Annotated in this window: 24 protein-coding genes, 2 tRNA genes and 1 pseudogene; 5 read left to right on the forward strand and 22 right to left on the reverse strand. The window is 70.2% G+C overall.

The window, feature by feature from the left end; all coding sequences use genetic code 11:
* Positions 1–107: 107 nt before the first annotated feature.
* The 7 genes from AB0D57_RS23440 to leuS all read right to left on the reverse strand — a co-directional run bounded on the left by AB0D57_RS23440 (position 108) and on the right by leuS (position 10,133).
* Positions 108–353, reverse strand: a complete 246-nt coding sequence (locus AB0D57_RS23440; RefSeq protein ID WP_362076140.1) for a hypothetical protein — start codon at positions 351–353, stop codon at positions 108–110.
* 199 nt (positions 354–552) lie between these two features.
* Positions 553–1,380, reverse strand: coding sequence for an arylamine N-acetyltransferase (locus tag AB0D57_RS23445; RefSeq protein ID WP_362076143.1), 828 nt, complete (start codon positions 1,378–1,380; stop codon positions 553–555).
* 4 nt (positions 1,381–1,384) lie between these two features.
* The gene (locus AB0D57_RS23450; protein WP_362076282.1) at positions 1,385–3,892 is read right to left on the reverse strand and encodes a ComEC/Rec2 family competence protein; all 2,508 of its coding nucleotides are present in this window, start codon (positions 3,890–3,892) and stop codon (positions 1,385–1,387) included.
* Positions 3,893–4,092: 200 nt separating this feature from the next.
* Complete coding sequence (locus tag AB0D57_RS23455) at positions 4,093–5,277, reverse strand: ComEA family DNA-binding protein (RefSeq protein ID WP_362076146.1); 1,185 nt, start codon at positions 5,275–5,277, stop codon at positions 4,093–4,095.
* A gap of 158 nt (positions 5,278–5,435) precedes the next feature.
* Entirely contained in the window at positions 5,436–6,281 is an 846-nt protein-coding gene (locus AB0D57_RS23460; protein ID WP_362076149.1) for a DegV family protein, read from the reverse strand.
* 69 nt (positions 6,282–6,350) lie between these two features.
* Complete coding sequence (locus tag AB0D57_RS23465; protein WP_362076152.1) at positions 6,351–7,082, reverse strand: hypothetical protein; 732 nt, start codon at positions 7,080–7,082, stop codon at positions 6,351–6,353.
* Positions 7,083–7,244: 162 nt separating this feature from the next.
* Positions 7,245–10,133: a leucine--tRNA ligase gene (leuS, locus tag AB0D57_RS23470; protein WP_362076155.1), complete on the reverse strand. Its 2,889-nt coding sequence runs from the start codon at positions 10,131–10,133 to the stop codon at positions 7,245–7,247.
* Between the two features lie 415 nt (positions 10,134–10,548).
* On the opposite strand from leuS, the gene AB0D57_RS23475 reads away from it, so the two are divergent.
* Both AB0D57_RS23475 and AB0D57_RS23480 read left to right on the forward strand, forming a co-directional pair.
* A complete protein-coding gene (locus AB0D57_RS23475) occupies positions 10,549–11,871 on the forward strand; it encodes a cytochrome b/b6 domain-containing protein (RefSeq protein WP_362076158.1) in 1,323 nt (440 codons plus the stop codon).
* The gene (locus tag AB0D57_RS23480; protein ID WP_362076161.1) at positions 11,868–13,481 is read left to right on the forward strand and encodes an NADH-ubiquinone oxidoreductase-F iron-sulfur binding region domain-containing protein; all 1,614 of its coding nucleotides are present in this window, start codon (positions 11,868–11,870) and stop codon (positions 13,479–13,481) included. Before AB0D57_RS23475 ends, AB0D57_RS23480 begins: the two co-directional genes overlap by 4 nt.
* A gap of 50 nt (positions 13,482–13,531) precedes the next feature.
* On the opposite strand, the gene AB0D57_RS23485 is transcribed toward AB0D57_RS23480, so the two are convergent.
* A tRNA-Ala gene (locus tag AB0D57_RS23485) sits at positions 13,532–13,604 on the reverse strand.
* 122 nt (positions 13,605–13,726) lie between these two features.
* Between AB0D57_RS23485 and AB0D57_RS23490 the strand changes: the two genes are divergently transcribed.
* The gene (locus AB0D57_RS23490) at positions 13,727–14,953 is read left to right on the forward strand and encodes a glycosyltransferase 87 family protein (protein ID WP_362076164.1); all 1,227 of its coding nucleotides are present in this window, start codon (positions 13,727–13,729) and stop codon (positions 14,951–14,953) included.
* Here the strand turns inward: AB0D57_RS23490 and AB0D57_RS23495 are convergent.
* The 3 genes and pseudogenes from AB0D57_RS23495 to AB0D57_RS23505 form a co-directional block, all read right to left on the reverse strand.
* On the reverse strand, positions 14,932–15,165 hold the full coding sequence (locus tag AB0D57_RS23495) for a hypothetical protein (RefSeq protein ID WP_010986886.1): 234 nt from the start codon (positions 15,163–15,165) through the stop codon (positions 14,932–14,934). The two genes, AB0D57_RS23490 and AB0D57_RS23495, sit on opposite strands and share 22 nt — an antisense overlap.
* A 3-nt stretch (positions 15,166–15,168) precedes the next feature.
* A complete protein-coding gene (locus AB0D57_RS23500) occupies positions 15,169–15,342 on the reverse strand; it encodes a hypothetical protein (RefSeq protein ID WP_362076167.1) in 174 nt (57 codons plus the stop codon).
* Positions 15,343–15,411: 69 nt separating this feature from the next.
* Positions 15,412–15,552, reverse strand: a pseudogene (locus AB0D57_RS23505) (MFS transporter); the annotation flags it as partial.
* A gap of 9 nt (positions 15,553–15,561) precedes the next feature.
* On the opposite strand from AB0D57_RS23505, the gene AB0D57_RS23510 reads away from it, so the two are divergent.
* A complete protein-coding gene (locus AB0D57_RS23510) occupies positions 15,562–15,810 on the forward strand; it encodes a hypothetical protein (protein ID WP_362076170.1) in 249 nt (82 codons plus the stop codon).
* On the opposite strand, the gene AB0D57_RS23515 is transcribed toward AB0D57_RS23510, so the two are convergent.
* The 7 genes from AB0D57_RS23515 to AB0D57_RS23545 form a co-directional block, all read right to left on the reverse strand.
* A tRNA-Ala gene (locus tag AB0D57_RS23515) sits at positions 15,792–15,864 on the reverse strand. The genes AB0D57_RS23510 and AB0D57_RS23515 overlap by 19 nt on opposite strands.
* A gap of 106 nt (positions 15,865–15,970) precedes the next feature.
* Positions 15,971–16,642 (reverse strand): histidine phosphatase family protein, encoded by a 672-nt coding sequence (locus tag AB0D57_RS23520; RefSeq protein ID WP_362076173.1) that lies wholly within the window; start codon positions 16,640–16,642, stop codon positions 15,971–15,973.
* Positions 16,639–17,082 (reverse strand): ribosome silencing factor, encoded by a 444-nt coding sequence (gene rsfS / locus AB0D57_RS23525; RefSeq protein ID WP_362076176.1) that lies wholly within the window; start codon positions 17,080–17,082, stop codon positions 16,639–16,641. The genes AB0D57_RS23520 and rsfS overlap by 4 nt, the downstream gene beginning before the upstream one ends.
* Positions 17,083–17,217: 135 nt before the next feature.
* Complete coding sequence (locus AB0D57_RS23530; RefSeq protein ID WP_362076179.1) at positions 17,218–19,047, reverse strand: LCP family protein; 1,830 nt, start codon at positions 19,045–19,047, stop codon at positions 17,218–17,220.
* Positions 19,048–19,063: 16 nt separating this feature from the next.
* Entirely contained in the window at positions 19,064–19,846 is a 783-nt protein-coding gene (nadD, locus tag AB0D57_RS23535; protein ID WP_362076182.1) for a nicotinate-nucleotide adenylyltransferase, read from the reverse strand.
* Between the two features lie 80 nt (positions 19,847–19,926).
* Positions 19,927–20,088 carry a hypothetical protein gene (locus tag AB0D57_RS23540; RefSeq protein ID WP_362076185.1) on the reverse strand — a complete coding sequence of 54 codons (162 nt, stop codon included), beginning with the start codon at positions 20,086–20,088 and terminating at the stop codon, positions 19,927–19,929.
* Positions 20,089–20,241: 153 nt separating this feature from the next.
* Entirely contained in the window at positions 20,242–20,400 is a 159-nt protein-coding gene (locus AB0D57_RS23545; RefSeq protein WP_362076188.1) for a hypothetical protein, read from the reverse strand.
* 103 nt (positions 20,401–20,503) lie between these two features.
* Between AB0D57_RS23545 and AB0D57_RS23550 the strand changes: the two genes are divergently transcribed.
* A complete protein-coding gene (locus AB0D57_RS23550; RefSeq protein ID WP_362076191.1) occupies positions 20,504–21,619 on the forward strand; it encodes a M48 family metallopeptidase in 1,116 nt (371 codons plus the stop codon).
* A gap of 102 nt (positions 21,620–21,721) precedes the next feature.
* Here the strand turns inward: AB0D57_RS23550 and AB0D57_RS23555 are convergent, their stop codons facing one another.
* The 4 genes from AB0D57_RS23555 to AB0D57_RS23570 form a co-directional block, all read right to left on the reverse strand.
* On the reverse strand, positions 21,722–22,789 hold the full coding sequence (locus tag AB0D57_RS23555) for a hypothetical protein (protein WP_362076194.1): 1,068 nt from the start codon (positions 22,787–22,789) through the stop codon (positions 21,722–21,724).
* Positions 22,790–22,879: 90 nt separating this feature from the next.
* A complete protein-coding gene (locus AB0D57_RS23560; RefSeq protein WP_362076197.1) occupies positions 22,880–23,542 on the reverse strand; it encodes a hypothetical protein in 663 nt (220 codons plus the stop codon).
* A 61-nt stretch (positions 23,543–23,603) separates the two neighbouring features.
* Positions 23,604–24,890, reverse strand: a complete 1,287-nt coding sequence (locus tag AB0D57_RS23565; RefSeq protein WP_362076200.1) for a glutamate-5-semialdehyde dehydrogenase — start codon at positions 24,888–24,890, stop codon at positions 23,604–23,606.
* A gap of 178 nt (positions 24,891–25,068) precedes the next feature.
* On the reverse strand, positions 25,069–25,539 hold the full coding sequence (locus AB0D57_RS23570) for a hypothetical protein (RefSeq protein ID WP_362076285.1): 471 nt from the start codon (positions 25,537–25,539) through the stop codon (positions 25,069–25,071).
* Positions 25,540–25,727 lie beyond the last annotated feature (188 nt).

Here is a 25,727-nt window from a genome sequence, read left to right on the forward strand (position 1 = left end):
GGCGGACCACCCGCCCCTCAACCCACGAATGCCCAGCAGCTCACGAACCACCCACGGTCTCCGGCCCCCTCCCCCTCCCCCTCCCCCTCCCCCTCCCCCGCGGAGCCCTACGGCTCCTCGCGCCACCCGTCCCACTCCCTCGCGAACTCGTCCAGTTCCTTCGGATCGAGCCGCTCCCGGGGATCCGTCAGGACCACCAGCCACTGCGCGTCCTCGGCATCGTCCTCGCCAGCCAGCGCGTCCCGTACGAGCTGCGGCTCCTCGTCGAGCCCGAACCGGTCACCGATCGCCTCCGCCGCCTCTTCCGCAGCATCGCGGTCCGGCAGCACCAACACATGTCTCACATCGCTCACGAGGACATTTTCCGCTACGCCCGACAGTCCCGACGCCAGGGTCGGTCACGACGCACCCCAAGCCGAAACACACCCCCCGCACCACTAGCGCGGCTTTCGAGGCACCACGCGACCGCGTCACGGGAATCCAGCGCATGGGCTGGGACTACGCACGAGTAACCCCGCTTGGGGCACTACTCACCCCATTTGACCGCTCCGGTCAGTTTTTCCGCACCTCCGGCACCCGGTCCAACTCGATCCCGAAGCGCTCCCGATAAGTGACCAACACCTCCTCGTCCGTAGTCAGATCCGACACCTCCTTCACCCCGTCGGCCGTCGTCACCGTCAAGCTCCGACCGCTCAGCGTGATCCGCCCTCCGCCCTCCGTGACCCGCGAACAGACCAGCGACCGCACGAAATGCGACACCGGCGACGTGCTGTTCCACCAGGCCCCCGCCACGAAATCCCCAAGCACCCGCGGCCGCACCTCCAGGCGGTACAGCGGCCCACCGTTCCGGATGACGTCCAGATCCTCCGCCTCGCGCCTCCCACCGACGCCCCGCACCCCCGCCGCGTCCGGTCCCGCTTCGAGGACCCGGAAGGTGCCGCCCGGATCCGCCTGTTCGGACCGCTCCCCGAAAGCCAGCGGATAGTGGCTGTGCGCCCCGAACCCGACGTCCGCCAGCCAGTCACCCCCGTCCACCGTCCGCACCCGCAGCGCGAGATGGTCGTACGGGATCCCGAGCCGCCCCTCCTCGCCATACACCCGCGCCGCGAGCAGCGTCACGTCGAATCCCAGCGCCCCCAGCAACGCCCCGAACGCGCCGTTCAGTTCGTAGCAAAAACCACCCCTGCGTGCGCCCACCACCTTGTCCAGCAGTCGCTTCTCCTCCAGCACTATCTCCTCACCCAGATGGATCGACAGGTTCTCGAACGGCACCGTCTCCAGATGGCGAAGCTGCAGCTCACGCAGCACACCGGAGGTGGGCCACGCGGGGTGCGGGGCCCCGATCCGACGAAGGTAGGCATCGGCCTGTGCGGAATTCATGCCCTCAGTCTCTCGCCACGCTCAGCCCTCCGCTCCCACCGGCGACGGCCAGTGCCCCGTCCTCGTCCGTACGCAGCACCACAGCACCCCCGGCCCGCAGCGCCGCGACCGTGCTGGGCGCGGGATGTCCGTACGGGTTGTCCCTACCGCAAGAAATCAGGGCAAGCCGCGGGGCCACTGTGCGTATGAGCCCCGGATCCTGGTAGGCCGAGCCATGATGGGCGACCTTGAGCACGTCCACTCCCGCCACCTCCGCGGCCGCGGGCGATCTCAACAGCGCCTGCTGCGCCGGTGGTTCAAGGTCGCCGAGCAACAGCAGCCGCAGCCCCGCCGACCGCACGAGCAGGGCGACGCTGGAGTCGTTGGGACCGTCCGACGTCGGGGCCGGGTTCGGCGGCGGCCACAGCACCTGCCAGTCGAGATCTCCTGTGCGCCGCCGTTCCCCCGCCACGGCCTGTGTCATCGTGATGCGCCGTGCGGCCGCCTCCCTCCGTACGAACTCGACCTGGTCCGGAGGCTCCTCGAAACCGGTCGTCTCGATCGCCCCCACCGAACGCCCACGCAGCACGCCCGGCAGCCCCGCCACATGGTCGGCGTGGAAGTGCGTCAGCACCACGAGCGGAATCCGGGTGATGCCGAGCGCGCTCAGACAGCGGTCGACCAGCATCGGATCGGGCCCCGCGTCCACCACCACTGCCGTGCCGTCGCCCGCCGCGAGTACCGTCGCGTCGCCCTGCCCCACGTCGCACATCGCGAGTCGCCAGCCGGGCGGCGGCCATCCCGTGATCACCTTGGTGAGTGATGTCGGCTGCACCACGACCAGCAGGAACACGACAACGCAGGCACCGCTCAACCATGGGTGTCTCAGGAGCCGTCGGCCGACGAGCACGACGACCGCCATGAGAAGGGCGAGCAGCAGGGCCCCCGTCCAACTCCCCGGCCAGTCCACTCCCCCACCGGGCAGCGCGGCGCCGCCACGAGCGATGTCCGCGATCCATCCAGCAGGCCAACTCGCGGTCCACGCCAGCCCCTTGGCAACCGGCAGCGCCACCGACGCAGTCGCGAGTGTCGCGAAACCCAGCACGGTGGCCGGCGCGACGGCGAACTCCGCGAGCAGATTGCACGGCACCGCCACCAGGCTCACCCGGGCCGACAGGACAACGACGACCGGTGCGCACAGGGCTTGCGCGGCTCCCGCGGCGGCGAGTGCCTCGGCCAGACGCGGCGGCACTCTGCGCCTCCGGAGTGCCGCACTCCATCGTGGGGCGAGCGTGAGCAGGGCGCCGGTCGCCAGGACGGAGAGCAGAAAGCCGTAGCTACGGGACAGCCAGGGGTCGTACAGCACCAGCAGCAGGACGGCCGTGGCCAGCGCGGGAATCAGCGATCGGCGGCGTCCGGTCGCGATGGCCAGCAGTGCGATCCCGCCGCAGGCCGCGGCCCGCAGCACGCTCGGGTCCGGCCGGCACACGATCACGAAGCCGAGCGTGACCGCGCCACCGAGCAGTGCGGTCGCCCGCAGCGGAACGCCCAGCCGTGGTGCGAGGCCCCGCCGCTCCACACGCTGGGCCAGCCCCGGCGGTCCGATGAACAGGGCCAACAAAATCGTGAAGTTACCCCCACTGACGGCGAGCAAATGAGTCAGATCCGTCGCCTTGAAGGCCTCGTCCAGCTCCGGTGTGACCCGGGAGGTGTCCCCCACGACCAGCCCCGGCAGCAGCGCCCGCGCGTCCGCGTCCAGCTCCTCGGTCGCCTCCCGCAGCCCCTCGCGCAAGCGACCGGCGAACCGCTGTGCCCCGGACGGTTCCCTCACCACCTTCGGCGGCCCACTCCCCCGCACCCGCAACACGGCCGCGATCCGATCGCCTCCCGACAAGGCGGGCGCCAGCCGCGCGGCCACCCGCAACCGGGTGGACGGCAGCAACGACAGCCAGGGCGAACGCCGATCAGGCAGCCGAGGCGAGCCCCTCGGCGAGCTCGCGTCGACGATCACCAGCACAGGCGTGCGCGTTTCCACACTCGCCCCGCCTCCGTCCGCGCGCGTCACGCGCCGGACCTCCGCCTCCAGCAGCACGGCCGTCGGGGTCGCGTGATCTCCCTTGATCCGAGGACGGGTGAGCCGCGGATCGGAGGTGACCTCCACCTCAGCGGTCACCTGGGCATACTGCCGCGCCAGGGAAGGGATCGGTCCGCGGCGCAGATCCGCCCCGTGCAACCCCGCGGAGGCGGCGGCCGCTGCCACACAGAGCAGCACGGCGGCGACGGAGACCCACGGCCACGCGGGCGACCGCCGTTCACCGTGCTCCTCCGTGGTGCGCACCCTTCTCCGCCCGGCAGCCAGCAAGGCGCCGCCCAGGATCAGGCCGCCCACCACCACACCCGTGACCCATCCGGGCGGGGCTCCCAGCGCCACCGCCGCCGTCACCCAGGCCGCGAGAGCGGGCGGCACGAGCCGCAGATCCGTTGGTCCTTCCGCCCGGGGATGCGCGGCGCCCAGACGCTTGCCCGAGGCCATATGCACGGCTCGGCGGCCCGCCACGGCATCCGCGGAAACGGAGGGCACGGTAGGCACGGCGGGTACGGAGGGCACGGCGGGTACGGAGGGCACGGCAGACACGGAGGGCACCGGTGCCGAGTCCGAATGCCCCCGCGCCACCCCGAACCCGACCCCAGTGGACCCAACCGCCCCGACCGAGCTCACCCCCTTCGCCCCGCTCATAGCCGTACGAGGTTCTGCAGATCGGCGAACCGGCGGTCGCCGATTCCATTGACCTCGCGGAGTTCGTCGACCGAGCGGAAGCCCCCGTGCTGGGTGCGGTATTCGATGATGTGCTGGGCGAGGACGGGACCCACGCCCGGAAGGATGTCGAGCTGGTCCACGGTGGCCGTGTTGAGGGGGACGGGAGCGGAGGGTGCCACCCCGGAAGCGGATCCACCGGTGCCAGTGACCCCAATGCCACCGCCCGTGACTGTTCCCGCCACGGGAGCCGGAGCGCCGACCACGACCTGTTCGCCGTCCACGAGGAGGCGGGCGCGGTTGAGCCCCTCCGTGTTCGCGCCCGGCCGGACCCCGCCGGCGGCCCGCAGCGCATCCTCGACCCGGGAGCCGGCCGACAATCGTTGGAGCCCAGGACTGCGCACCTTGCCGCGGACGTCCACCACGATCACGGTCCCGGCCGAGCCGACCGGGTTGAGTGCCCCGGCCGAGGTACCAGGCTGCTGAGCCGCCTTCCGCCCCGCCGCTGCGTCCTGTCCGCCCGCTCCGTTCGCCCCGTCTTCGCCGTCCTGTCCATCCTGTCCGCCGTACGGAGCCACTGCCCGCACCACCTCGGGAGCCCGCACTGATTGCGTCCTGCCGGCCCAGAAGTGCTGCAGGGCAAAGACCGCGGCCACCGAGAGCAGCACCATGAGCGCGGCCACGCTCTTGCGCTCGAGGCCACACCTCGACTGCAACCACAGGGGCATCCGCTCCCGGACGGCAGACCCGGCCCGCTCCCGCCACACCCCCGCCGCATTGCGCACGGGGACCTCTGATGGGGCGTCGCCTACCGGCCCCGAACCCGAAGCGTCACGCTTCACGGCCCCGTCGAGCGGAGGCGCGACGCTCCCCCACACGTGAGCGACCCCAACTCCCGCCGAGGTTCTCGCCCTTGGAGCTCCCACATCACGATCCACCCCCGGCGGACCGTTCCCCGACTTTCCCCGCACCTTGCCCGTTTCGGGGAAGAGTGCCTGCGCGCGCAAGCGGAGTGCCTCGGCCGAGGCCTCGTGGCGTCGGGTGCGGTTGCCGGGGCGGTTCCGCGGGTGGTTACGGCGATGGCGGGTGCGGCCGTCGGAAACGGGACCGCGGCCCGGGCCACTGGTCGGAGTGGCGGTGCGTGAGCGTGATCGAAGTGCCATGCGTCGAGGATCGGGCAACCCACCGCTTTCGCGATGATCTTGCTCAATTCCCGTGGACTACCGCCTAGTTGTGGATAACCCGGTCACCCACACGAGCCACAGCCGACACATCCACCCCTGCCGGCCCCTTCAGCCTCACCCGGCCCAAGCCCCGAGCCTCATCGAGGCGAGATAACCGCCCCCAACAACCCGGGCCCGGTATGCGCCCCGATCACTGCCCCGACCTCACTCACATGCAGATCGGCCAGGCCCGGCACCCGCCCCCGCAACCGGTCCGCGAGGGCCGACGCCCGCTCGGGAGCGGCGAGATGGTGCACGGCGATGTCGACCTGGGCGCTGCCCGCGCGTTCGGCCACGATCTCCTCGAGCCGGGCGATCGCCTTGGACGCCGTCCGTACCTTCTCCAGGAGTTCGATGCGCCCGCCGTCCAGTTGCAGCAGCGGCTTCACCGCGAGCGCGGAGCCCAGCAGCGCCTGCGCGGCCCCGATGCGACCGCCGCGACGCAGATAATCGAGGGTGTCGACGTAGAAGTACGCGGAGGTATCGGCGGCCCGCTTCTCGGCGGCCGTAACCGCCTCGTCGATCGTGCCCCCCGACTCCGCGGACTCCGCGGCGGACAGCGCGCAGAACCCGAGAGCCATCGCGACCATCCCCGTGTCCACCACGCGCACGGGCACCGGAGACTCCCGGGCCGCGAGGACCGCGGCGTCGTACGTGCCCGAGAACTCGGCGGACAGGTGCAGGGAGACGATGCCGGTCGCGCCCGACTCGGCGACCTTGCGGTACGTCGCGGCGAAGACCTCGGGGCTGGGACGGGACGTGGTGACAGGGCGCCGCTTCTGGAGCGCCTGGGCCAGGGAGCGGGCCGAGATCTCCGTGCCCTCTTCGAGTGCCTGATCGCCGAGAACCACGGTCAGGGGCACCGCGGTGATGCCGTGGCGCTCCATCGTCCGGGGCGGCAAGTAGGCCGTTGAATCGGTGACGATCGCGACATGGCGGGACATGAACTGGAGGTTACCCGGCGGGGGGCCCGGACGGCAGCCCGGCCCCTCCCACCTGCGGTCGAGGTCTGGTCAAGTCGTGCTCTCGGGACGGGCCTTCTTCTGCCAGGGGTAGCTGGGCTGTCGACCCGGTGGAGTGATGGCGGGAGGCGTCGGCTCGTCGGCGGTACGGGACTCAGGAGGCCTCGGCCAGGTCTGGCCGGAGGAAGCGGCCGCGTCCGGCGCCGGTGTCTCGGGCCAGGAGGCCGCGGGCTTCGGCTCGGTCGTCCAGTGCCGCAACGCACCCGCCTCGACGTCGATCTGCGCGCTCAGCGAGTCCAGGTCGTCGTCCGCGAACCGGCGGGCCCGGTCGCGCGCCGCCCAGCGCAGCGAATCCGCGGACTGCGTGATCCGCTCCGTACGCTCACGCAGCCCGGGCAGCCGGACGATGAGTGCACCCTTGTCAGGTTCGGACTCCAGGCGCTTGAGCTCGTCGTCCAGCTCGCGCCCGTGCACACTGAGCCGCTCGAAGAGCCCCAGGGATTCCTTCAGGGACTCGTCGTCGGTCGCCCCCGCCTGCAACGCGTCCTGTGTGGCCCGCATCGACGTGCGCAGCTTCAGCCTCAACTGGGCGATCTCGCCCGCCGGGCCCGGTTGGGCGAGGGTCTTGGCGCGCAGAGTGGTGTCCTCGACCGTGCGGCGGGCCTGCGAGATCGTGCGGTCCACGCCTCGCTTCGCCGCGCCGACCGCCTTCACCGTGGCATACGCGCCCAGCACCACGAACAGCAGGAAGAGCAGCGCGATTACTGCGATCACGGCTTCCACACGCTCCTCCTCGGGCCCGTCGCGGCTGCCGCCGCGGCGCTCTTCAACGGTAAACGCAACGGGCAGGTCCGGAGTTCCAGAAGAACCCCGAACCTGCCCGTAGGGGACTACCCCGACGTCCCGCCCGAAACCGAACCAGGGCGCTCGGCCACCCCACCCGATCTACGCGGGAACGATGTTCACCAGCTTCGGCGCCCGCACGATCACCTTGCGGATGCCGGCGCCGTCCAGCGCGGCCACGACCTTCTCGTCGGCCAGCGCGATCTTCTCCAGTTCCTCGTCGGAGATCGACGGGGAGACCTCCAGCCGCGCCTTGACCTTGCCCTTGATCTGCACGACGCAGGTCACGGCCTCGTCCACGACGTACACGGGGTCGGCCAAGGGGAAGTCCTGGTGGACCACCGAGTCGGTGTGGCCCAGCTTGCGCCACAGCTCCTCGGCGATGTGCGGGGCCAGCGGCGCAACCAGCAGCACCAGAGCCTCGGCGACCGGGCGCGACACCGGGCCGCCCACCTTGGTCAGGTGGTTGTTCAGCTCGGTGACCTTGGCGATGGCGGTGTTGAAGCGCAGGCCCTCCAGGTCCTGACGCACGCCGTCGATCGCCTTGTGCAGGGCCCGCAGAGTGGCCTCGTCGGCTACGGCGTCGACCACCGTGACCTCGCCCGTGGTCTCGTCGACGACGTTGCGCCACAGCCGCTGCAGCAGCCGGTACTGGCCCACCACCGCGCGCGTGTCCCACGGACGCGACACATCCAGGGGACCCATCGCCATCTCGTACAGGCGCAGGGTGTCCGCGCCGTACTCGGCGCAGATCTCGTCCGGAGTGACCGCGTTCTTCAGGGACTTGCCCATCTTGCCCAGCAGTCGGGAGACCTTCTCGCCCTGGTAGTAGTACGCGCCGTCGCGCTCCTCCACCTCGGCGGCGGGCACCGCGATGCCACGGCTGTCGCGATAGACGTAGGCCTGGATCATGCCCTGGTTGAACAGCTTGTGGAACGGTTCGGGGGACGAGACATGGCCCAGGTCGAACAGGACCTTCGACCAGAAGCGCGCGTACAGCAGGTGCAGCACGGCGTGCTCGGCGCCGCCCACGTACAGGTCGACGCCACCGTGCGGCTGCCCCTCGCGCGGGCCCATCCAGTACTGCTCGATGGCCGGGTCGACCAGCTTCTGGTCGTTGTGCGGGTCCAGGTAGCGCAGCTCGTACCAGCACGAACCGGCCCAGTTGGGCATGGTGTTGGTCTCACGCCGGTACTTCTGCGGGCCCCGGCCGTCGCCCAGGTCCAGGGTGACGTTCACCCAGTCCTCGTTACGGGACAGCGGCGTCTCCGGGGACGTGTCGGCGTCGTCCGGGTCGAAGGTGCGCGGCGAGTAGTCCTCGACCTCGGGCAGTTCCAGGGGCAGCATCGACTCGGGCAGCGGGTGCGCGACACCGTCCTCGTCGTAGACGATCGGGAAGGGCTCGCCCCAGTAGCGCTGGCGGCTGAACAGCCAGTCACGCAGCCGGAAGTTGACGGTGCCCTCGCCGATGCCCTTGCGGGCCAGCCACTCGGTGATGCGCTCCTTGGCCTCGGCGACGTCCAGGCCGTCCAGCGAGATGTCGTCGTTGGAGGAGTTGATGATCTTCGCGTCGTACGACCCGAAGGCGTTGTCCCACGTCGACGTGTCGGTGCCACGGCCGTCGGTCGGCTCGACGACGCAGCGGATCGGCAGTTCGAAGGCCCGCGCGAAGTCGAAGTCGCGCTGGTCGCCCGCCGGGACGGCCATGATCGCGCCGGTGCCGTAGCCCATCAGCACGTAGTCCGCGATGAAGACCGGGATCTTCTCACCGCTGACCGGGTTGGTCGCGTACTCGCCGGTGAAGACGCCGGTCTTGTCCTTGGCCTCGGCCTGGCGCTCGACGTCCGACTTCGAGGCGGCCTGTGCGCGGTACGCGGCGACGGCCTCGGCCGGCGTGGCGTGGCCGCCCGTCCACACGTCGTGGGTGCCCTCGGGCCAGGCGTCCGGGACGAACTTGTCGACCAGCGGGTGTTCGGGCGCCAGCACCATGTAGGTGGCGCCGAACAGGGTGTCCTGGCGCGTGGTGAAGATCGTGATGGTTTCGCCGTCGATCGGGAAGTCGACGCGGGCGCCCTCGGAGCGGCCGATCCAGTTGCGCTGCTGCAGCTTGATGGCCTCGGGCCAGTCCAGCGCCTCCAGGTCGTCCAGCAGGCGGTCCGCGTAGGCCGTGATGCGCATGTTCCACTGACGCAGCTTGGCCTTGAAGACGGGGAAGTTGCCGCGCTCGGAGCGACCGTCGGCCGTGACCTCCTCGTTGGCCAGTACGGTGCCCAGCCCGGGGCACCAGTTGACGGGCGCGTCGGAGGCGTACGCCAGCCGGTAGCCGCTCAGCACGTCGGCACGTTCGGCGGCGGTCAGCTCGTTCCACGCGCGCGCGTGGCCGTCATCGCCCACCACGGCGCGCTCGCCGCTCTCGAACTGAGCGATCAGCGCGGAGATCGGACGGGCCTTGTCCGCCTCGTCGTCGTACCAGGAGTTGAAGATCTGCAGGAAGATCCACTGGGTCCACTTGTAGTAGTCCGGGTCGATCGTGGCGAACGACCGGCGCTTGTCGTGGCCCAGGCCCAGCGCGCGCAGCTGGACCTTCATGTTCTCGATGTTGGCCTCGGTGGACACACGCGGGTGGGTGCCCGTCTGCACGGCGTACTGCTCGGCGGGCAGGCCGAAGGCGTCGAAGCCCAGGGTGTGCAGGACGTTGTGGCCCGTCATGCGCTGGAACCTGGCGAATACGTCGGTGGCGATGTAGCCCAGCGGGTGGCCGACGTGCAGGCCCGCACCCGAGGGGTACGGGAACATGTCCATGATGAACTTCTTGGGCTTGGCGACCAGCGCGGGGTCGCCCGCCAGGTCACCTCTCGGGTTCGGCGCCTCATAGGTGCCCTCGGCGTCCCAGAAGTCCTGCCAGCGTGCCTCGATCTCCGCGGCCATCGCGGCCGTGTAGCGGTGCGGCGCTGCCACCTCGGAGGCGGCAGCGGGGTTCGTCTCGCTCATGATCCTCAAAGCTCCATCGATCGTCTCTGCCAGCGGCTTAGAAATGAAAAATCCCCTCGCACAGGAGGGGACGCCGCGCCGATTCCGACCACGAATCGTCAGTGGTCGGGACTCATCAGCGCGGCTCGCTAAGCAGAAGGCGTACGGCACGCATGGCGTCAGGGTACCGCAGCCGCCGCGCAGGCCGCGACGAGCTTCCGACCGCGCCGAAACACCGCGTGCCACCGTCGTGATCAAGCCAAAAAACTGAACAATATTCAAATGTTACTTCGCGTAACAGAATCTAAGGGACAACACGAGGCCCTCGCAGCCCGTTGATAACAACGCAATAACTCAAACCTCGTACCCATCGGTATGGCTCGACTTAGAGTGCGGCTTCGGGACCGCTTCCCCGAACCGTTGGGAGTAACCCCCCATGAACCCTCGCCGCAACACCGGCTCGCTGCCCCGGGCGGGCCGATCGACCTACGGGGTGGCCACTGGTGCCGCCCTGCTCCTCATACCCTTCATCGTGCTCGCAGGAGGTGACAAAGTCCGTGACTTCCTCAACTTCGGCGCCGGCGTACTGTCGCTGGTCGCCCTCTCCTGCTCCGTGATCTGGGGGCTGGTCGCGTCCGACCGGCTCTTCCTCGACACACGCCAGCGGCTGATCGCCCAGGCGGTGCACCGGACGACCGCGGTGTCCTCGGTCGCCTTCCTGCTGTTGCACATCTCGGTCAAGCTGGCGCTCGACCACACCACCGCGATCGCCGTGCTGATCCCCTTCAGCCTCGGCGTCACGGGGACCGCCGGCCTCATCGGCCTGGGCTCCCTGGCCGGGCTGCTCATGATCTTCACGGCCGTCACCGGGGCGCTGCGCAGCGCCTTCGCATCTCCGGCACCCGTCGCGGCGCGCTGGCGCGCGATGCACATGCTGGCGTACCCGGCCTGGTGCTCCGCGCTGGTCCACGGCCTGTACGCCGGACGCGAGGCAAAGCCGATCTTCGTGATCCTGTACGGCCTGAGCCTGGTCGCGGTCATGGCCGCCCTCGCCCTGCGCATCGCGCCCGCCCCCTTCAAGCGCGGGGTCGCCGACCGGGTCCTGGCGATCCTCGGCGAAGGCAACGGCCCCGGTACCCGCTCGGCCCGCGATGACCTGGCGGCATCCCGTGCCGCCCTGGCGGACACTGCCCTGCCGGGCTTCGCCCCCCGCTCCGCTCCACAGTCCGCGGGAGACTCGTTCGTACCCCCGCAGCGCACGCCGTCCCCGGAACAGTCGCTCTACCAGACCCCGGTCGACCCTGCCGCCGCGGGCGCGGGCGCGGGCTCCGGCTTCGCCGCCGCCTACCGGGCCGTGTCGGGCACGCCCGGCGGGAATCCCACGGGCCCCGCCCCCACGGAGCGCTTCCAGATGCCCATGGACATGCAGCCCACGGAGACGATGCCCCGCATGGACAGCGGTGGCAGTACGTCGGGCAGTTGGCCCATCCCCTCCCCGCCGCCCGTCGGCGAGGCGCCCCGCTCCGCGTACGACCCGCTCGCCGACACGGGATACAACATCCCCGTCTATGACAATTCGGCCGCCAATGGATACGGCACGAGTGACGTGTACAACACCGGTGAGACGAACCCCGCCTACGGTACGTACAACCCCAACGACACGTACGACAGCGGTCCCACGACTGACGTACTGCCGGGCGCCTTCGACGCTCCTGGCTCCGGTGAACCATGGAATGCCCCTTCCGGAGGCTTTAAGTGAACGAGGCCCTGCCCGACGTCCCGGAGGTCCGCGTCGTCGGACTTCCGCAGCTCACGTCGGGTTTCGACCTGGTTGAACGACTCGATCTACCCATGCACCTCAAGGTGCATGGGCCGCTCGAACCGATGGGCGGCGAACAGCTCGCGGGCCTCGCCGAGGCGATCTCCCTGAAGGGCCGCGGCGGCGCGGGCTTCCCCTTCGGCAAGAAACTGCGCTCGGTCGCCGAGTCGGCCATCAAAAAGGGCATCCGCCCCGTGGTGGTCGTCAACGGAAGTGAGGACGAACCCGCCTGCCGCAAGGACACGGTGCTCATCAACCGTGCCCCGCATCTCATCCTGGACGGAGCCCTGCTGGCGGCCGAGGCCATGGGTGCGCGCACTCTGGTCATCGGGGTGACCCGCGAGTCGACCCAGCGGTCCATGGAGGCCGCCCTGGCCGAGCGCGGGCTCAGCGACCGCCGCGGATCGCCCCTCCGCGCGCGCGTGCAGCGCAATCCGGTGCGGATGGTGACCGGCGCGGCCGCCTCGCTCATCCGCTCCATCGACGGCGGCCCGGCCATCCCACCGGGCCGCAAGATCAGCGCCTCGCAGAGCGGCGTCGGCGGTGCGCCGACGCTGTTGTCGAACGCCGAGACGTACGCCCAGCTGGCCATCGCCGCCCGCATCGGCCCGGACCGGTACCGCAACACCGGCCTGTACGACGAGCCCGGCACCGTCATGCTCACCGTCTCGGGTGCGGTCGCCCGCCCCATGGTGATCGAGGTCCCGACCGGTGTACCGCTGCGCTACGTGCTCCAGCTCGCGGGCGCTCCGCCCATGCCGCAGGGCGTGCTGACCGGTGGCTACCACGGCAAGTGGCTGGACGCGGCGACGGTCAACGAGGCGATCGTCTCGCGCAACTCCCTGGACGCGGTGGGCGGCGCCCTCGGTGCCGGCGCGATTCTCCCGATCAGGCAGGAGACGTGCCCGCTCGGCGAGTCGCTCCGGGTGGCGCAGTGGCTGGCCGAGGAGAGCGCGGGACAGTGCGGTCCCTGCTACCTCGGTCTGCCCGCCGCGGCGCGCGGCCTGGAGGACATCCTCAACGGCGGCGGCCCGGCCGCCCTGGAGGCCGTGAAGCAGGTCGCCAAGGCCGTCAAGCGGCGCGGCGCGTGCTCGCACCCCGACGGCTCCTCGATGTTCATCGAGTCGACCCTCAAGGCGTTCACGGACGATCTGGCCGCGCATGTCCTCGGAAACGGCTGCGGAAGGCCCGTGGAGGGCGTTCTGCCGCTCTTCGAGGGCGGCCAGCTCCCCACCGGCATCCCGGGCGGCCAGGCGCAGGAGGAGGCCGGTCCCAGCCGCCAGAAGATCTATGTCGACTGGACCCTGTGCCGCGGGCACGGCCTGTGCGCGGACATCCTTCCGGAGGTCTTCGAGCTGGGCGCCGACGGCTTCCCGACCGTCGCGCAGGCGCAGGTGCCCCGGTACGCGGAAGCAAAGGCACTGCGAGCCGTACGCCGCTGCCCGGCGCTGGCCCTGCGTATCGAGGACGCGTCCTCCGCCCCGGCGCGCAACAACCTGCCCGTCCTGTCCAAGGGACGTGGCCGTCGAGCGCTCGGCAGCGGCCGCTGAACACGACGAAGGCGGGCCACCCTGATCGGGTGGCCCGCCTTCAACTTTTGTGGAGCTAAGGAGAATTGAACTCCTGACCTCCTGCATGCCATGCAGGCGCTCTACCAACTGAGCTATAGCCCCTTGCGTTCTGCCGCCCGGTCTCCCCGGCGGCGACGCCAACATTACACGGTCCTCCCGGTGCACCACCAAATCGATTCCGCGCTGTGCCGACATTACGGACATGGGGGATAGTGTCGGCGTCCGTGACCGTGATCGCGCTCCCCCGTGTCCGCCGCCGTGCGCCCATCGCCCTGGGAGCGTGCCTGTTGTCCTTCGCGGCCTTCTGGTGCGCGCAGCGGGCCGCACACGTGTCGATGATCGACCTGATGGTGTACCGGGCGGAGGGCGAGACGGTACGCACGGGCGGCGACCTCTACGCGCTGCGCACGACCGAGGCCCATCTGCCCACCACGTACCCGCCGTTCGCGGCGCTGTTGTTCACGCCGCTGACGCTGCTGGACACCGCGAGCATGCGGACGCTGGCGACAGCCGGAAATCTGGCCCTCCTTGTGGTGTTCGTGACTCTCTCGCTGCGCCTCGTCGGGCACACGCGCGTGGAGAGCGTCTGGTGGGCGTCGGCGGCGGCCGTGTGGTGCGAGCCGGTGTGGACGACGCTGCGGTACGGGCAGGTGAATCTGCTGCTCGCCGTGCTCGTGTTGTGGGACCTGACGCGGCAGCCCGGGCACCGCTGGGCCGGAGTGGGCATCGGGATCGCGGCGGCGATCAAGCTGACGCCGGCGCTCTTCGCGGTGTTCCTGCTGCTCACCGGTGTCGTGGAACACGTGCGGCGGGGCCACGGAGGAACCTGGCTGCGGCACGCGCGCGGGGCGGCCGTCGCGTTCGCCGGGGCGACACTGGCGGCGGCCGTCGTCCTGCCGTACGACTCATGGCGCTTCTGGAGCCGCAAGGTCTTCGAGGCGGGCCGGGTCGGGCTCGTGGAGGACACCGCGAACCAATCCCTGCGCGGGGTGCTGGCCCGGCTGCTGCACACCACTGAGCCCGGCTTCTGGTGGATCGCCGTGGCGGCCGTGGTGGGGTCTGTGGGCCTCGCGATCGCCGTGGCCGCGGAGCTGCGCGGGCGGCGGGCCTGGGCGGTGATCACCTGCGCGGTGACGGCGCTGCTGGTCAGTCCGGTGTCGTGGTCGCACCACTGGGTGTGGTGCGTGCCGATGGCGATGGTCGTCGGGACGCGCGGTCGAGCGGCCGCCGGCGGTACGGCACTGGTCTTCTGCTCCTACGCGCTGTGGTGGGTGCCACACGGCCCGGGACGGCTCGAGTTGCACCAGAACGGCGTCGAGTTGACACTGTCGGCCCTCTACGGAGGGGCCGGTTTCGCCGTCCTGGCCCTCGCCGCGACCCGAGCCGGCATCGTCGGGCCGCGGACGGGTCGGGTCCGGCCGCGGCGGGCTCAAGCTGTCGCGAACGAATAGAACCGTTTGAGCGTGCAGTGTTCGTCGAGGAGCCGGCCGTAGATCGGCTCGCCCTCCAGCTCGCGGTACGTCTCGATCGGGTCGCCTTTTATGATCAGCGCCCGCGCGCATTCCTCGCACCAGTACTGATAGTCGTGATTGACCGGTTCCATGTCGCGGACGATCGGCGTGCCGCTGCCGCACCAATCGCATTTCCGCCTGTGTGCACCCATCGATCAGCTCCAGCTGTGGCCGCAGGCCGTGCACACGTAGGAGATCCCGCCGTTGTCACCGAGGACCTGGGCGACGTGGACGGATCCGCAGGAAGGGCAGTCGAGGAAGGTGGCCGTTCTCCGTTTCGGTGCCGCATCGAGGAGATCGTCGACCTCCTCGAGGATGCTCGCAGGCATCGCAACTCCCTCCCGTCGGGCCGCGCCCCCTTCCGGCCGTTTGATTCTGCCACGGCCGGAGCAATACGGTCAGCGACGCCTTCGTACCAGTCCGGACACGGCACCCGACGTGGCCGTCGTGGCCAGCGCATACGTGCACAAGAGGAGCGCGTCCGCAGAGGTATACGCCCCAGGAGCCCCAAGTGACTCAAGCCGGTTGAAGAAGAGTGTGACCGCATCGTGGCCACCGAGCACGAGCGGGACGGTGAACAGCGAGACGGCGGCGGCGACATCCTGGTCGCCAACTCCCCTTACCGTGACCTGTTCTTCGTGCCGCAGACCATCGACATCGCTGTGCCCGACGCGCTGTGGCCGCCGTCACCCTGCATGGGGCGCACAAAAAATCCCGCCCCCCTGAAGGGGACGGGATCTTCGTCACTCATCTTCGACGACTCGGGAGAGTCGATCTGTGGAGCTAAGGAGAATTGAACTCCTGACCTCCTGCATGCCATGCAGGCGCTCTACCAACTGAGCTATAGCCCCTTGTGTTCTTCCCGCCCGGCGGGGCGAACAAGAAGAACTTTAGCCTGCGACCAGCCGGAAAGTGAAATCCGGTCCCGACGGGCCCGCAGGACCGCACAGGGGCCGCTCAGTCGTCGTCGCCGAGCACCGGCTCCGGCAGCGTGCCGGCGTTGTGCTCGAGCAGCCGCCACCCCCGCGCGCCCTCTCCGAGGACGGACCAGCAGCAGTTGGAGAGGCCGCCGAGGCTCTCCCAGTGCTGGGACTCCAGGCCGAGCAGACGCCCGATGGTCGTGCGGATCGTGCCGCCGTGGCTGACCACCACGAGGGTGCCGTCGTCGGGGAGCTTGTCGGCGTGCCTCAGCACCACCGGGGCGGCGCGGTCGGCGACCTCGGACTCCAGTTCGCCACCGCCGCGGCGCACCGGCTCACCGCGCTTCCAGGCGGCGTACTCGTCGCCGTGGCGGGCGATGATCTCCTCGTGCGTCAGCCCCTGCCAGACGCCCGCGTAGGTCTCGCGCAGGCCGTCGTCGTGGGTGACCTCGAGATCGGTGAGCGTGGACAGCTCGGCGGCCGTGTCGGCCGCGCGCCGGAGGTCCGAGGCGACGATCGCGTTCGGCTTCAGCGAGGCGAGCAGCCGGGCGGCGCGGCGGGCCTGGCCGATGCCGGTCTCGGTGAGCTCGACGTCCGTGGTGCCCTGGAAGCGGCGCTCCACGTTCCAGGAGGTCTGGCCGTGCCTCCAGAGGATGACGCGGCGGCCCCGACCCGGCTTCTTCTCGGCCTCCGCCCCCGCCGCGGTCACCGCAGTTCCTCGAGTTCGGCGGAGTCCTCCTCGGCCTGCAGCTTGGCGTGCTCGGCGGCCTTGCCGCGGGTGGCCTTGGCGTCGGCGGGCAGGTCCAGCTCCGGGCAGTCCTTCCACAGCCGCTCCAGGGCGTAGAAGACGCGCTCCTCGCTGTGCTGCACGTGCACCACGATGTCGACGTAGTCGAGCAGTACCCAGCGGGCCTCGCGGTCGCCCTCGCGGCGCACCGGCTTGACGCCGAGCTCCTTGCTCAGCCGCTCCTCGATCTCGTCGACGATCGACTTGACCTGGCGGTCGTTGGGGGCGGACGCCAGCAGGAAGGCGTCGGTGATCGAGAGAACGTCGCTGACGTCGTAGGCGATGATGTCGTGCGCGAGCTTGTCGGCGGCCGCCTGCGCGGCGGTCTTGATGAGCTCGATGGAGCGGTCCGTGGCGGTCACTACGCGGCTTTCCGTCGGCGGTCAGTAATGACACAAGGGTCTCACGGACCGCCGACGACACCCCACGCGTTTCTCCGACCACGCCCCGGGGCGTGGTCGGGACGTGACGGCTGTCACCTCCCGACCACCACTGGATCACCCGGTGGAAGTGCTCACCTTGTAGTCCTGGCCGAGGACCACGGACACGTCCGCGCTGGAGGTGTCCTTGCCCTTCTTCACGGTGCTGGTCGGCAGACCCAGGGTCTTCGCGACCTCGACGGCGTCGTCCTTCTCGGCGGCGTCGGTGTACGTGATCTGGGACACGCTCTGGGCGGTCGCGGCCGTACCGGAGTCCAGGAAGGTGTAGCCGCCATTGACCAGGACGACACGGGCCTTCTCGGTGGCGTCCTTGTTGCCGGTGGCGTTCTTGATGCCGACGCGGACGGCGGCGTCGGCGTCGGGGCTCGTCGCGGTACCACCGAGCACTTCCTTGACCACGCTGTCGGTGGCGCTCTCGCTCAGGGTGCCGTCCTGCTGCACGGGCAGCAGCGCCGTCTTGTAGTCGCCGCCCTTGGCGAGGTCGGCGAGCTTGGCGAGGAAGGTGCCGAGGTCCTGGTCGGTCAGCGACGGGTCGAGGATCTGCGCCAGGGTCTGCACGGTGGTGGTCGCGGCCCCCTTGTCGGAGGACAGCTTGCGCAGCACGCCCTGCATGACCTGTCCGAACCGCTCCAACTGCGCGTTCTGGGACTCGCCGGAGGCCCGGTAGGTGGCATAGGCGACGGCCATCTTGCCGCTGAGGGTCTGGTTCTCGCCCTTCTTCACGAGGGGCGACGCGCCCTTCTCCTTGGAATCGGGGTCCGGCACAGCGGCGTTGGTGGTGATGTCGATGTTGCCGACGAGTTCGACGAGGTTGTTGAGGTAGGGGGTGTCGAGGCGCCAGGTGCCCTGGACCTCGGTCCCGAGGACCGTGTCGATCGCGTCCCGAGTCCCGGAGGAGCCGTCGTCGTCGACGGACTTGGCGAGCGTGGTCGTCGAGCCATCGGCGTCCGTCAGGGCAAGGGAGTTGGGCAGCAGGACGGTGGTGCCTTGCTTGGTGGTGGTGTTGTCGACGAGCAGCGCCGTGGCGGTGCCGCCGCCCTTCGTGTTGTGCAGGTGGACGACGATCACGTCACGCTTCTGGGCGCCCGTGGCCGTAGTCGCCGCGGACTCGCCCTCCGAGGACGTGCCGGGCAGCTTGCCCGCGTACCAGAGGTAGCCGACGCCGCCGACCGCGACCAGGGCGAACACCACGACCAGGGCGACGATCCTGCTGCGGGCGCGGCGCTTGGCCTCCTCACGGCGCTCGGTGCGGTTCTCGGTGAAGTTCAGCCAGTCGATGACGTCTTCGGGTTCGCCTTCCTGCTCCTCGACGAAGGCGAACTGCTCGGTGCGGTAGTCCCGGTCGGCCCGGGGCTCGCTCTCCTCCGCGGGACGCGCCTGCTGCGGGATGTAGGCGGTCTGTTCGGCGACCCGCGGCTGCTGCCCGGTGCTCGTGCTCCCGGGGCCGGCCGCGCCCGGGGTCTGTCCGCCCCACCCCGCCCGGCCGGTCTGCCCGACCTGCCCTGTCCGGCCGGTCTGCGCCGTCTGCCCGTAGGGGTCGTGCGCGGTCGCCGTCCCGGCGGCTCCGGGTGCTCCGTTGCCGTACGGGTCATAGGGGTCGTGCTCCGGCACAGCTGATTGCCGGCCGGTGTCGTAGGACGACACGGGCTGCTGCCGGCCGGTGTCGTAGGACGACACGGGCTGCTGCTGACCGGTGTCGTAGGTCGCGCCGGCCGCGTACGGGTCGTAGCCGTAGCCCTGATGCTGCTGTGGGGGCTGCGCGTAGGGGTCGTAGCCCTGCTGGGGCTGTTGGGGCGGCGCCTGCCGGTACACAGGCTGCCCGAACTCGTCGTAGCCGACGAGCTCGTACTGGTCGCCGCCCGCGTATCCGTCGTATCGGTCGTTCACCGGTGCCCCTCTCGGCTCATGCGCCGCGGTACAGCTCGCGCTTGTCGATATAGCGCACAACACCGTCCGGCACCAGGTACCAGACGGGATCACCCTTGGCGACTCTCGCACGGCAGTCTGTGGAGGAGATGGCGAGCGCGGGGACCTCGACGAGCGAGACGCCGCCCTCGGGCAGCCCCGGGTCGGTCAGGGTGTGGCCGGGCCGGGTGACCCCGATGAAGTGCGCAAGGGAGAACAGCTCTTCCGCGTACCGCCAGGTGAGGATCTGGCCGAGCGCGTCGGCGCCCGTGATGAAGAAGAGGTCGGCGTCGGGGTTGAGCGCGCGCAGATCGCGCAAAGTGTCCGTGGTGTAGGTCGGGCCACCGCGGTCGATGTCGATGCGGCTGACCGAGAACTGCGGGTTCCCGGCGGTGGCGATGACCGTCATCAGATAGCGGTCCTCGGCCGGGGAGACCGTGCGGTCGCTCTTCTGCCACGGCTGCCCGGTCGGTACGAACACCACCTCGTCGAGGTGGAACTGGGCGGCGACCTCGCTGGCCGCCACGAGGTGCCCGTGGTGAATCGGGTCAAACGTTCCGCCCATGACGCCGAGGCGGCGCTTGCCCGGGTTCGAGGGGCCGTTTCCGGGGCCGGTCGGCAGACGGCTCGCCGCGCCGCTCACCGTGTTGCCCGGCGCGTCGGTCGCTGTGCCGTCGAGCGCGCCGCTCGTCGTGTCGCCGGGCGCGCCGCCCTCGTCGGCGCCGTCGGCGCCGCTCTCCGTGTCACTCGCCGGACCGGTAGGCATGTCCTGCTCTCCCATGCGTGCAGACCCTACCGGCCCGGTCGACGGGCTCCGCCGGACAGGGGTCCCTCGGAACGGCTCGGGGCGGCCGAAAACACTCAGCGGTCGCGGTTGAAGCGGGTGGTGATCCACAGCAGCAGAAGCAGGATGAAGAAGGCGCCACCACCGGTCAGATACGGGTTGAGGCTCTCGTGGTTGCCGCCTTCCTCGCCTTCGGCGGCAAGGGCGACCAACTGTACGGCGGTGCTGTGCAAGCTCATCTCGGCAGGACCTATCCGGTGTGGGCGGGATAAAGATGTCGGCTCATCGTAAGCGGGCGCCTCGGCCGCGATCACGCCGACTCCACCGTTGGGGACGCCGGTTGCCGCGTACGCCGCTCAGGGGTACGCCGCCGCACGGCGAGGAAGGGAGTCTCAGTCTTCGCGCTTGTACCCGCGCAGCAGGAACCAGGCGGTCAGGACCACCCCGACGACCATCACGATCAGCACGACACGCAGCAGATTGCCCGGGCCCTGCTTGTCTGCCGCGCTCGCGGCCTCGGTGAGCCAGGCGGCTGCGGGGATGTGCTCCATGGCGTACGACTCCTTCTCTGTACTGCCCGTCCACGGTATCTCCGCCTAGGCTGGACCGTGCCTTGGGGGCACATAGGGCACTCAGACGCACATGGGGGAAGACATGTCCGACGGCGACCACGAGCAGAACGGGCACGAGAACGTGCCGAGCAGGCAGCGCAGGCGCTTCGAGGGGATCTCCTCGCGGGCGTACGAACACCCGGCGGACCGCTCGGCCCTGGTGGCCCTGCGCAAGCTCAGCGGCTTCGACACGGTCTTCAAGGCGCTCAGCGGGCTGCTGCCCGAGCGCAGCCTGCGGCTGCTGTTCCTGTCCGACTCGGTGCGCGTCTCGGACGCCCAGTTCGCGCACCTCAACGCCATGCTGCGGGACGCCTGTTACATCCTGGACCTGGAGAAGGTCCCGCCGATGTACGTCACCCAGGACCCGCAGCCGAACGCGATGTGCATCGGCCTGGACGAGCCGATCATCGTCGTGACGACCGGACTCGTCGAGCTGCTGGACGAGGAGGAGATGCGGGCCGTCGTCGGGCACGAGGTCGGCCACGCGCTGTCCGGCCACGCCGTCTACCGCACGATCCTGCTCTTCCTGACCAATCTGGCGCTCCGGGTGGCCTGGATCCCGCTGGGCAACCTCGCGATCATGGCGATCGTGACCGCGCTGCGCGAGTGGTTCCGCAAGTCGGAGCTGTCGGCCGACCGGGCGGGGCTCCTTGTCGGGCAGGATCTGAAGGCCTCGATGCGCGGCCTGATGAAGCTCGCGGGAGGCAATCACCTGCACGAGATGAACGTGGACGCGTTCCTCGCGCAGGCCGAGGAGTACGAGGCCGGGGGCGACCTGCGCGACTCCGTGCTCAAGATCCTCAATACCCTCCCCCGCACGCACCCCTTCACCACCGTGCGCGCCGCCGAGCTGAAGAAGTGGGCCGAGTCCCGCGACTACCAGCGGATCATGGACGGTCACTATCCGCGGCGCAGCGAGGACAAGGACACCTCGGTCTCGGACTCCTTCCGGCAGTCGGCGAGCAGCTATGCCACGGAGGTGAAGAATTCCAAGGACCCGCTGATGAAGCTGGTCAGCGACATCGCGGGCGGTGCGGGCGACCTCGGTGGCCGGGTACGGCGCGGCTTCGGCGGCTTCGCGAGCCCCAGCTCACCGAAGGACCAGGCCGCACCGAAGGACCAGCCGCCCGGGGACAGCGCCCCGGGAGACGAGAACTGACGGTCGGCGCCGCAAGGGCGGCGGGCGGCAGGAACTAGGGCGGCAGGCGCTGGGAACAGGGCCGCGGGCGGCAGGAACAGGGCGGCGGTAGGAAACCGCCGGTCACAGCTTCGGCTGCGCGCTCGTCGCCAGCGACCCGCACAGCGCCGTCGCGCTGCCCGTCGCGTAGGGGTCGGTGCCGGCCGGGCCGCCCGCCTTCGCCGTCTGTCCCGCGAGCAGCGGACGCAGCCGGCTGACCGAGTCGTCGGCGCAGGCGAGCGGCCCGGCCTGGACGGAGGAGACGACCAGCTCGGCCTGGTGCAGCCGCAGGTCGTCGCGGTCGAAGCGGAAGTGCAGCTCGCGCCGGACGGTGAACAGCGAGGCCTCCGCCTTCGCGTCCGAGCCCGCCGGCTTCAGCGCGTACACGAAGGTGTGGTCGGCGACGACCTCGAGGGTGTTCGAGTCGAATTCGGCGGCCCGCAGGGTGCCCTGCACCCGGATCCCGGGCTCGGCGAGCTCGGTGCGGGACGGATCGAAGCGGACCAGCCAGCCGGTCGGGGCGTGTCTTCCGTCGGCGGCCGGATGGTCGAAGCTCTGGTCGAACTGTTCGAGTTGCTGCGGGTCGAGCAGGACCCGTACGGGCCGGTTGGTGCCGCCCGTGAGTACCTCCGGGTCGAGGGAGGAGTTCACGAGGTAGTCCTTGGCGGTGGTCAGGGCGGTGACGACCTGGCTGTCGGAGAAGTGCGCGGTGCGCCGGGAGGCGGGCAGCGCGATGCCCTCGGCGCCGACGCCGAACTGTGCGGCGGGACTGTGCGTGTACAGCTCGTCGACGTCGGTGGACCCCGGCACGGCGGTCTGGGGCGCGAGGGGTATGACCGTCATCCGGACCGGCTCGGGGGGCTGGGCGGCAGGGGTTTGATACGGGTGTCGTACGCCCATGTAGATCGCGGTGCCGAAGGCGATGGCGATCAGCAGGACCAGGATCAGCGCCTGCCGGGACAGCCCGCGCTGCAGGGCGGGACGGCGCCGTACGGCTGGGGCGTGGTCGGCCATGCGTTCCCGCGCGGAGAACTCCTGGAGGCGGGCAGCACGGACGAACGACTCGTCGAAGACGACGGATCGGTACTCGTCCTCTCCACCAGCGGGAGCGCCCTCGGGTGTCCCCTCAGGTGGGTCTCCAGGCCCGCCCATACCTTCAGGGTAGGTCTCCCGGAGCTCCGGTAAACGCCCTGGTACACGACAAGTTCTGACAGGTTCTCACCAGGATCCACCCCGGGTTCGTCAGGGTGTTCGAGGGACCGCCGACACCGCCGGCTGGGAGTAGTCGGCCGAGGCGGAGGGGCCCGTGCCGGACACTTTGTCCTGACCTTGTTCAAGGCCTGTGGAGGCGGGTGGCGGGACCTGGTCCTGGCGGCCCGAGGACGCGCCCCGGTAGACCGCCGTGAAGGCCAGGGCGACCATGCCGATGCCCATCACGAGGGCGAGCACCCAGGCGACGGGGCGGTGCCAGCGGGCCTGTTTTCCGTAGGCCCTGCCATACCTGCCGCCGTACCTGCCATACGATTCCAGCGCTCCGTAGCGGCCTTCGAGGACCTCGGTGTCGTCCAGATCGTCCGCATCCGGGTCATGGTCGAAATCGCCACGGCCGTCGGGCCCGAAGCCGTCCTCGTAACGCTCGTCGTCGCCGCGGGCGCCCCGGGGGCGCGCTCTGCGCGCCTCGGCCTCGGATGCCTCCGCACGGGCCTCGGCGGCGGCGAGCAGGCGCTCCACGGCGGTCGGCTCATGGATCACCGCCGCCCGTACGAAATCCTCGTCGAAGACCACGGAGGCGAACTCTTCGTCCGCACCCCCGCGGTCGTGGTCGTCGTCGGGCTCCCAGCCGTCAGGGAACGGCGTGCCCCCCACGTCCTCCGGCACGGATCCAGAGTAGACCTGGGGGGTCATTTTGGGCAGACGGTATGGAAATTCATTCACCTGACGAGACGCGTCTCACGCGGTCCGCACGTCAGCGCCGGATGTGCCCGTCCCCGGTGACGATGTACTTCGTGCTCGTCAGCTCCGGCAGCCCCATGGGCCCCCGGGCGTGCAGCTTCTGCGTGGAGATGCCGATCTCGGCGCCGAAGCCGAACTGGCCGCCGTCGGTGAACCGGGTCGACGCGTTCACGGCGACCGTGGTGGAGTCCACCAACTGGGTGAATCGGCGGGCGGCCTGCTGCGAGGTGGTGACGATGGCCTCGGTGTGACCGGAGGTCCACAGCCGGATGTGCTCGACGGCCTTGTCGAGCGAGTCGACGACGGCGGCGGCGATGTCGTACGAGAGGTACTCCGTCTCCCAGTCCTCGGGCGTGGCCTCGACGACGGTGGCCTTGGAGTCCTTGGCGTAGGCGAGGACGCGCTCGTCGGCGTGCACGGTGACCCCGGCGTCCGCGAGGGCCGCCAGGGCGCGCGGCAGGAACTCGGGGGCGATGGCCTGGTGCACGAGGAGCGTCTCGGCGGCATTGCAGACGCTGGGCCGCTGGGCCTTGGAGTTGATCAGGATGTCGATCGCCATGTCGAGGTCGGCGTTCGCGTCGACGTACACGTGGCAGTTGCCGGTGCCGGTCTCGATGACCGGGACGGTGGACTCCTGGACGACCGTACGGATCAGCGAGGCGCCGCCCCGCGGGATGAGGACGTCGACCAGGCCGCGGGCCCGCATCAGCTCGCGTACGGACTCGCGGCTCTCGCCGGGCACGAGCTGGATGGCGTCGGCGGGCAGCCCCGCCCCGCCCACGGCGTCGCGCAGGACGCGGACCAGCGCGGTGTTCGACTCGAAGGCGGAGGACGAGCCGCGCAGCAGCACGGCATTGCCGGACTTCAGGCAGAGGGCGGCCGCGTCAACCGTGACGTTCGGGCGGGCCTCGTAGATGATCCCGACGACGCCGAGCGGGACACGGACCTGGCGCAGGTCGATGCCGTTCGGAAGGGTCGAGCCGCGGACGACCTCGCCGACCGGGTCGGGCAGGGAGACGACGTCACGGACGTCCGAGGCGATCGCACGCACCCGTTCGGGCGTGAGCGTGAGCCGGTCGATGACGGTCTCGCTGGTGCCGGCCTCGCGGGCGCGCGCGATGTCCTTGGCGTTGGCCGCGACGATTTCGCTCGTACGGACCTCCAGCGCGTCCGCGATCGCCAGCAGCGCGTCGTCCTTCTCGGCCCGCGGCAGCGGCGCGAGGTCGGCGGCGGCGGACTTCGCGCGGTAGGCGGCCTGGGTGACCGGGGACATCGAGTCGTACGGCGAGAGCGTGGTCATGTCGGCAGCGTAATGCTCCGAACGGGTCCGTCCAGCCGCTGTCCCAAACTCCAAGACAGCGCTCTTTTGCGCCTAAACCGGCGCCGCTCTCGCGGAACTGGTTGCTCGCCGTGGCGGTTCCTCAATCAATGGTGACGGTGTGTGGTCGCCAAAAATCAAGGTGTGTGGTCGTCAAAAATCAAAAGGGATGTACGCCCACGGGAGTCGCCGGCAGCGGTCCGTAGCCCTCCGCGATCCTCTGGTGGTAGGTCCCACGGTCGATGACTTCCAGGCCGACGATCTCCCAGGGCGGGAGCTGGGCGGTCTGTCGGTGCTCGCCCCACAGGCGCAGCGCGACGGCCGCGGCGTCGTGCAGGTCGCGGGCCTCTTCCCAGTAACGGATCTCCGCGTGGTCGTTGGCGTACCGGCTGGTCAGCAGGAAGGGGTGGTCGTGGGCCAGCTGTTCGAGGGCGCGCCGGACCTCCTTCAGCGGGGCCTCGTCACCCGAGACGCTGAGCGTGACGTGCCACAGCCGGGGCTGCTCCACCGGCTCTCCGCCCTCGTAGGTGTCGCCGGCCGCGACGCTGGTCAGGGCCCGTTCCTCGCCCGCTCGAGCGGAGCCGAGGGTGGGGGAGGCACCACCGCGGGACGCCGCCGCCCCAGGGCGCACTCGTCTCACGACGGCCTCCTCTTCGCAATGGTCCTACGGAATCTCGGGGTCTCCCTGCAACAAAGTTGAGCAGGTGGTGAGCCTCCGCGTGGCGGTTTTACGGAACGTCGCCCGGCGGGGGCAGGGGAATCGGCCGTTTACCGGCGCAGCGGACAGCTCCAGAGGGCTGCGAGCGCCCACGGAAACTG

Source organism: Streptomyces sp. NPDC048275 (assembly GCF_040652275.1).
GTDB lineage: Bacteria > Actinomycetota > Actinomycetes > Streptomycetales > Streptomycetaceae > Streptomyces.

Excerpts from the sequence above, each read along its gene's own strand:
- AB0D57_RS23445 (WP_362076143.1), bottom strand. The coding sequence starts at position 1,380 with ATGAATTCCGCACAGGCCGATGCCTACCTTCGTCGGATCGGGGCCCCG.
- AB0D57_RS23450 (WP_362076282.1), bottom strand. The coding sequence starts at position 3,892 with ATGGCCTCGGGCAAGCGTCTGGGCGCCGCGCATCCCCGGGCGGAAGGA.
- AB0D57_RS23455 (WP_362076146.1), bottom strand. The coding sequence starts at position 5,277 with ATGGCACTTCGATCACGCTCACGCACCGCCACTCCGACCAGTGGCCCG.
- AB0D57_RS23460 (WP_362076149.1), bottom strand. The coding sequence starts at position 6,281 with ATGTCCCGCCATGTCGCGATCGTCACCGATTCAACGGCCTACTTGCCG.
- leuS (WP_362076155.1), bottom strand. The coding sequence starts at position 10,133 with ATGAGCGAGACGAACCCCGCTGCCGCCTCCGAGGTGGCAGCGCCGCAC.
- AB0D57_RS23475 (WP_362076158.1), top strand. The coding sequence starts at position 10,549 with ATGAACCCTCGCCGCAACACCGGCTCGCTGCCCCGGGCGGGCCGATCG.
- AB0D57_RS23495 (WP_010986886.1), bottom strand. The coding sequence starts at position 15,165 with ATGGGTGCACACAGGCGGAAATGCGATTGGTGCGGCAGCGGCACGCCG.
- AB0D57_RS23500 (WP_362076167.1), bottom strand. The coding sequence starts at position 15,342 with ATGCCTGCGAGCATCCTCGAGGAGGTCGACGATCTCCTCGATGCGGCA.
- nadD (WP_362076182.1), bottom strand. The coding sequence starts at position 19,846 with ATGGGAGAGCAGGACATGCCTACCGGTCCGGCGAGTGACACGGAGAGC.
- AB0D57_RS23540 (WP_362076185.1), bottom strand. The coding sequence starts at position 20,088 with ATGAGCTTGCACAGCACCGCCGTACAGTTGGTCGCCCTTGCCGCCGAA.
- AB0D57_RS23545 (WP_362076188.1), bottom strand. The coding sequence starts at position 20,400 with ATGGAGCACATCCCCGCAGCCGCCTGGCTCACCGAGGCCGCGAGCGCG.
- AB0D57_RS23550 (WP_362076191.1), top strand. The coding sequence starts at position 20,504 with ATGTCCGACGGCGACCACGAGCAGAACGGGCACGAGAACGTGCCGAGC.
- AB0D57_RS23555 (WP_362076194.1), bottom strand. The coding sequence starts at position 22,789 with ATGGGCGGGCCTGGAGACCCACCTGAGGGGACACCCGAGGGCGCTCCC.
- AB0D57_RS23560 (WP_362076197.1), bottom strand. The coding sequence starts at position 23,542 with ATGACCCCCCAGGTCTACTCTGGATCCGTGCCGGAGGACGTGGGGGGC.
- AB0D57_RS23565 (WP_362076200.1), bottom strand. The coding sequence starts at position 24,890 with ATGACCACGCTCTCGCCGTACGACTCGATGTCCCCGGTCACCCAGGCC.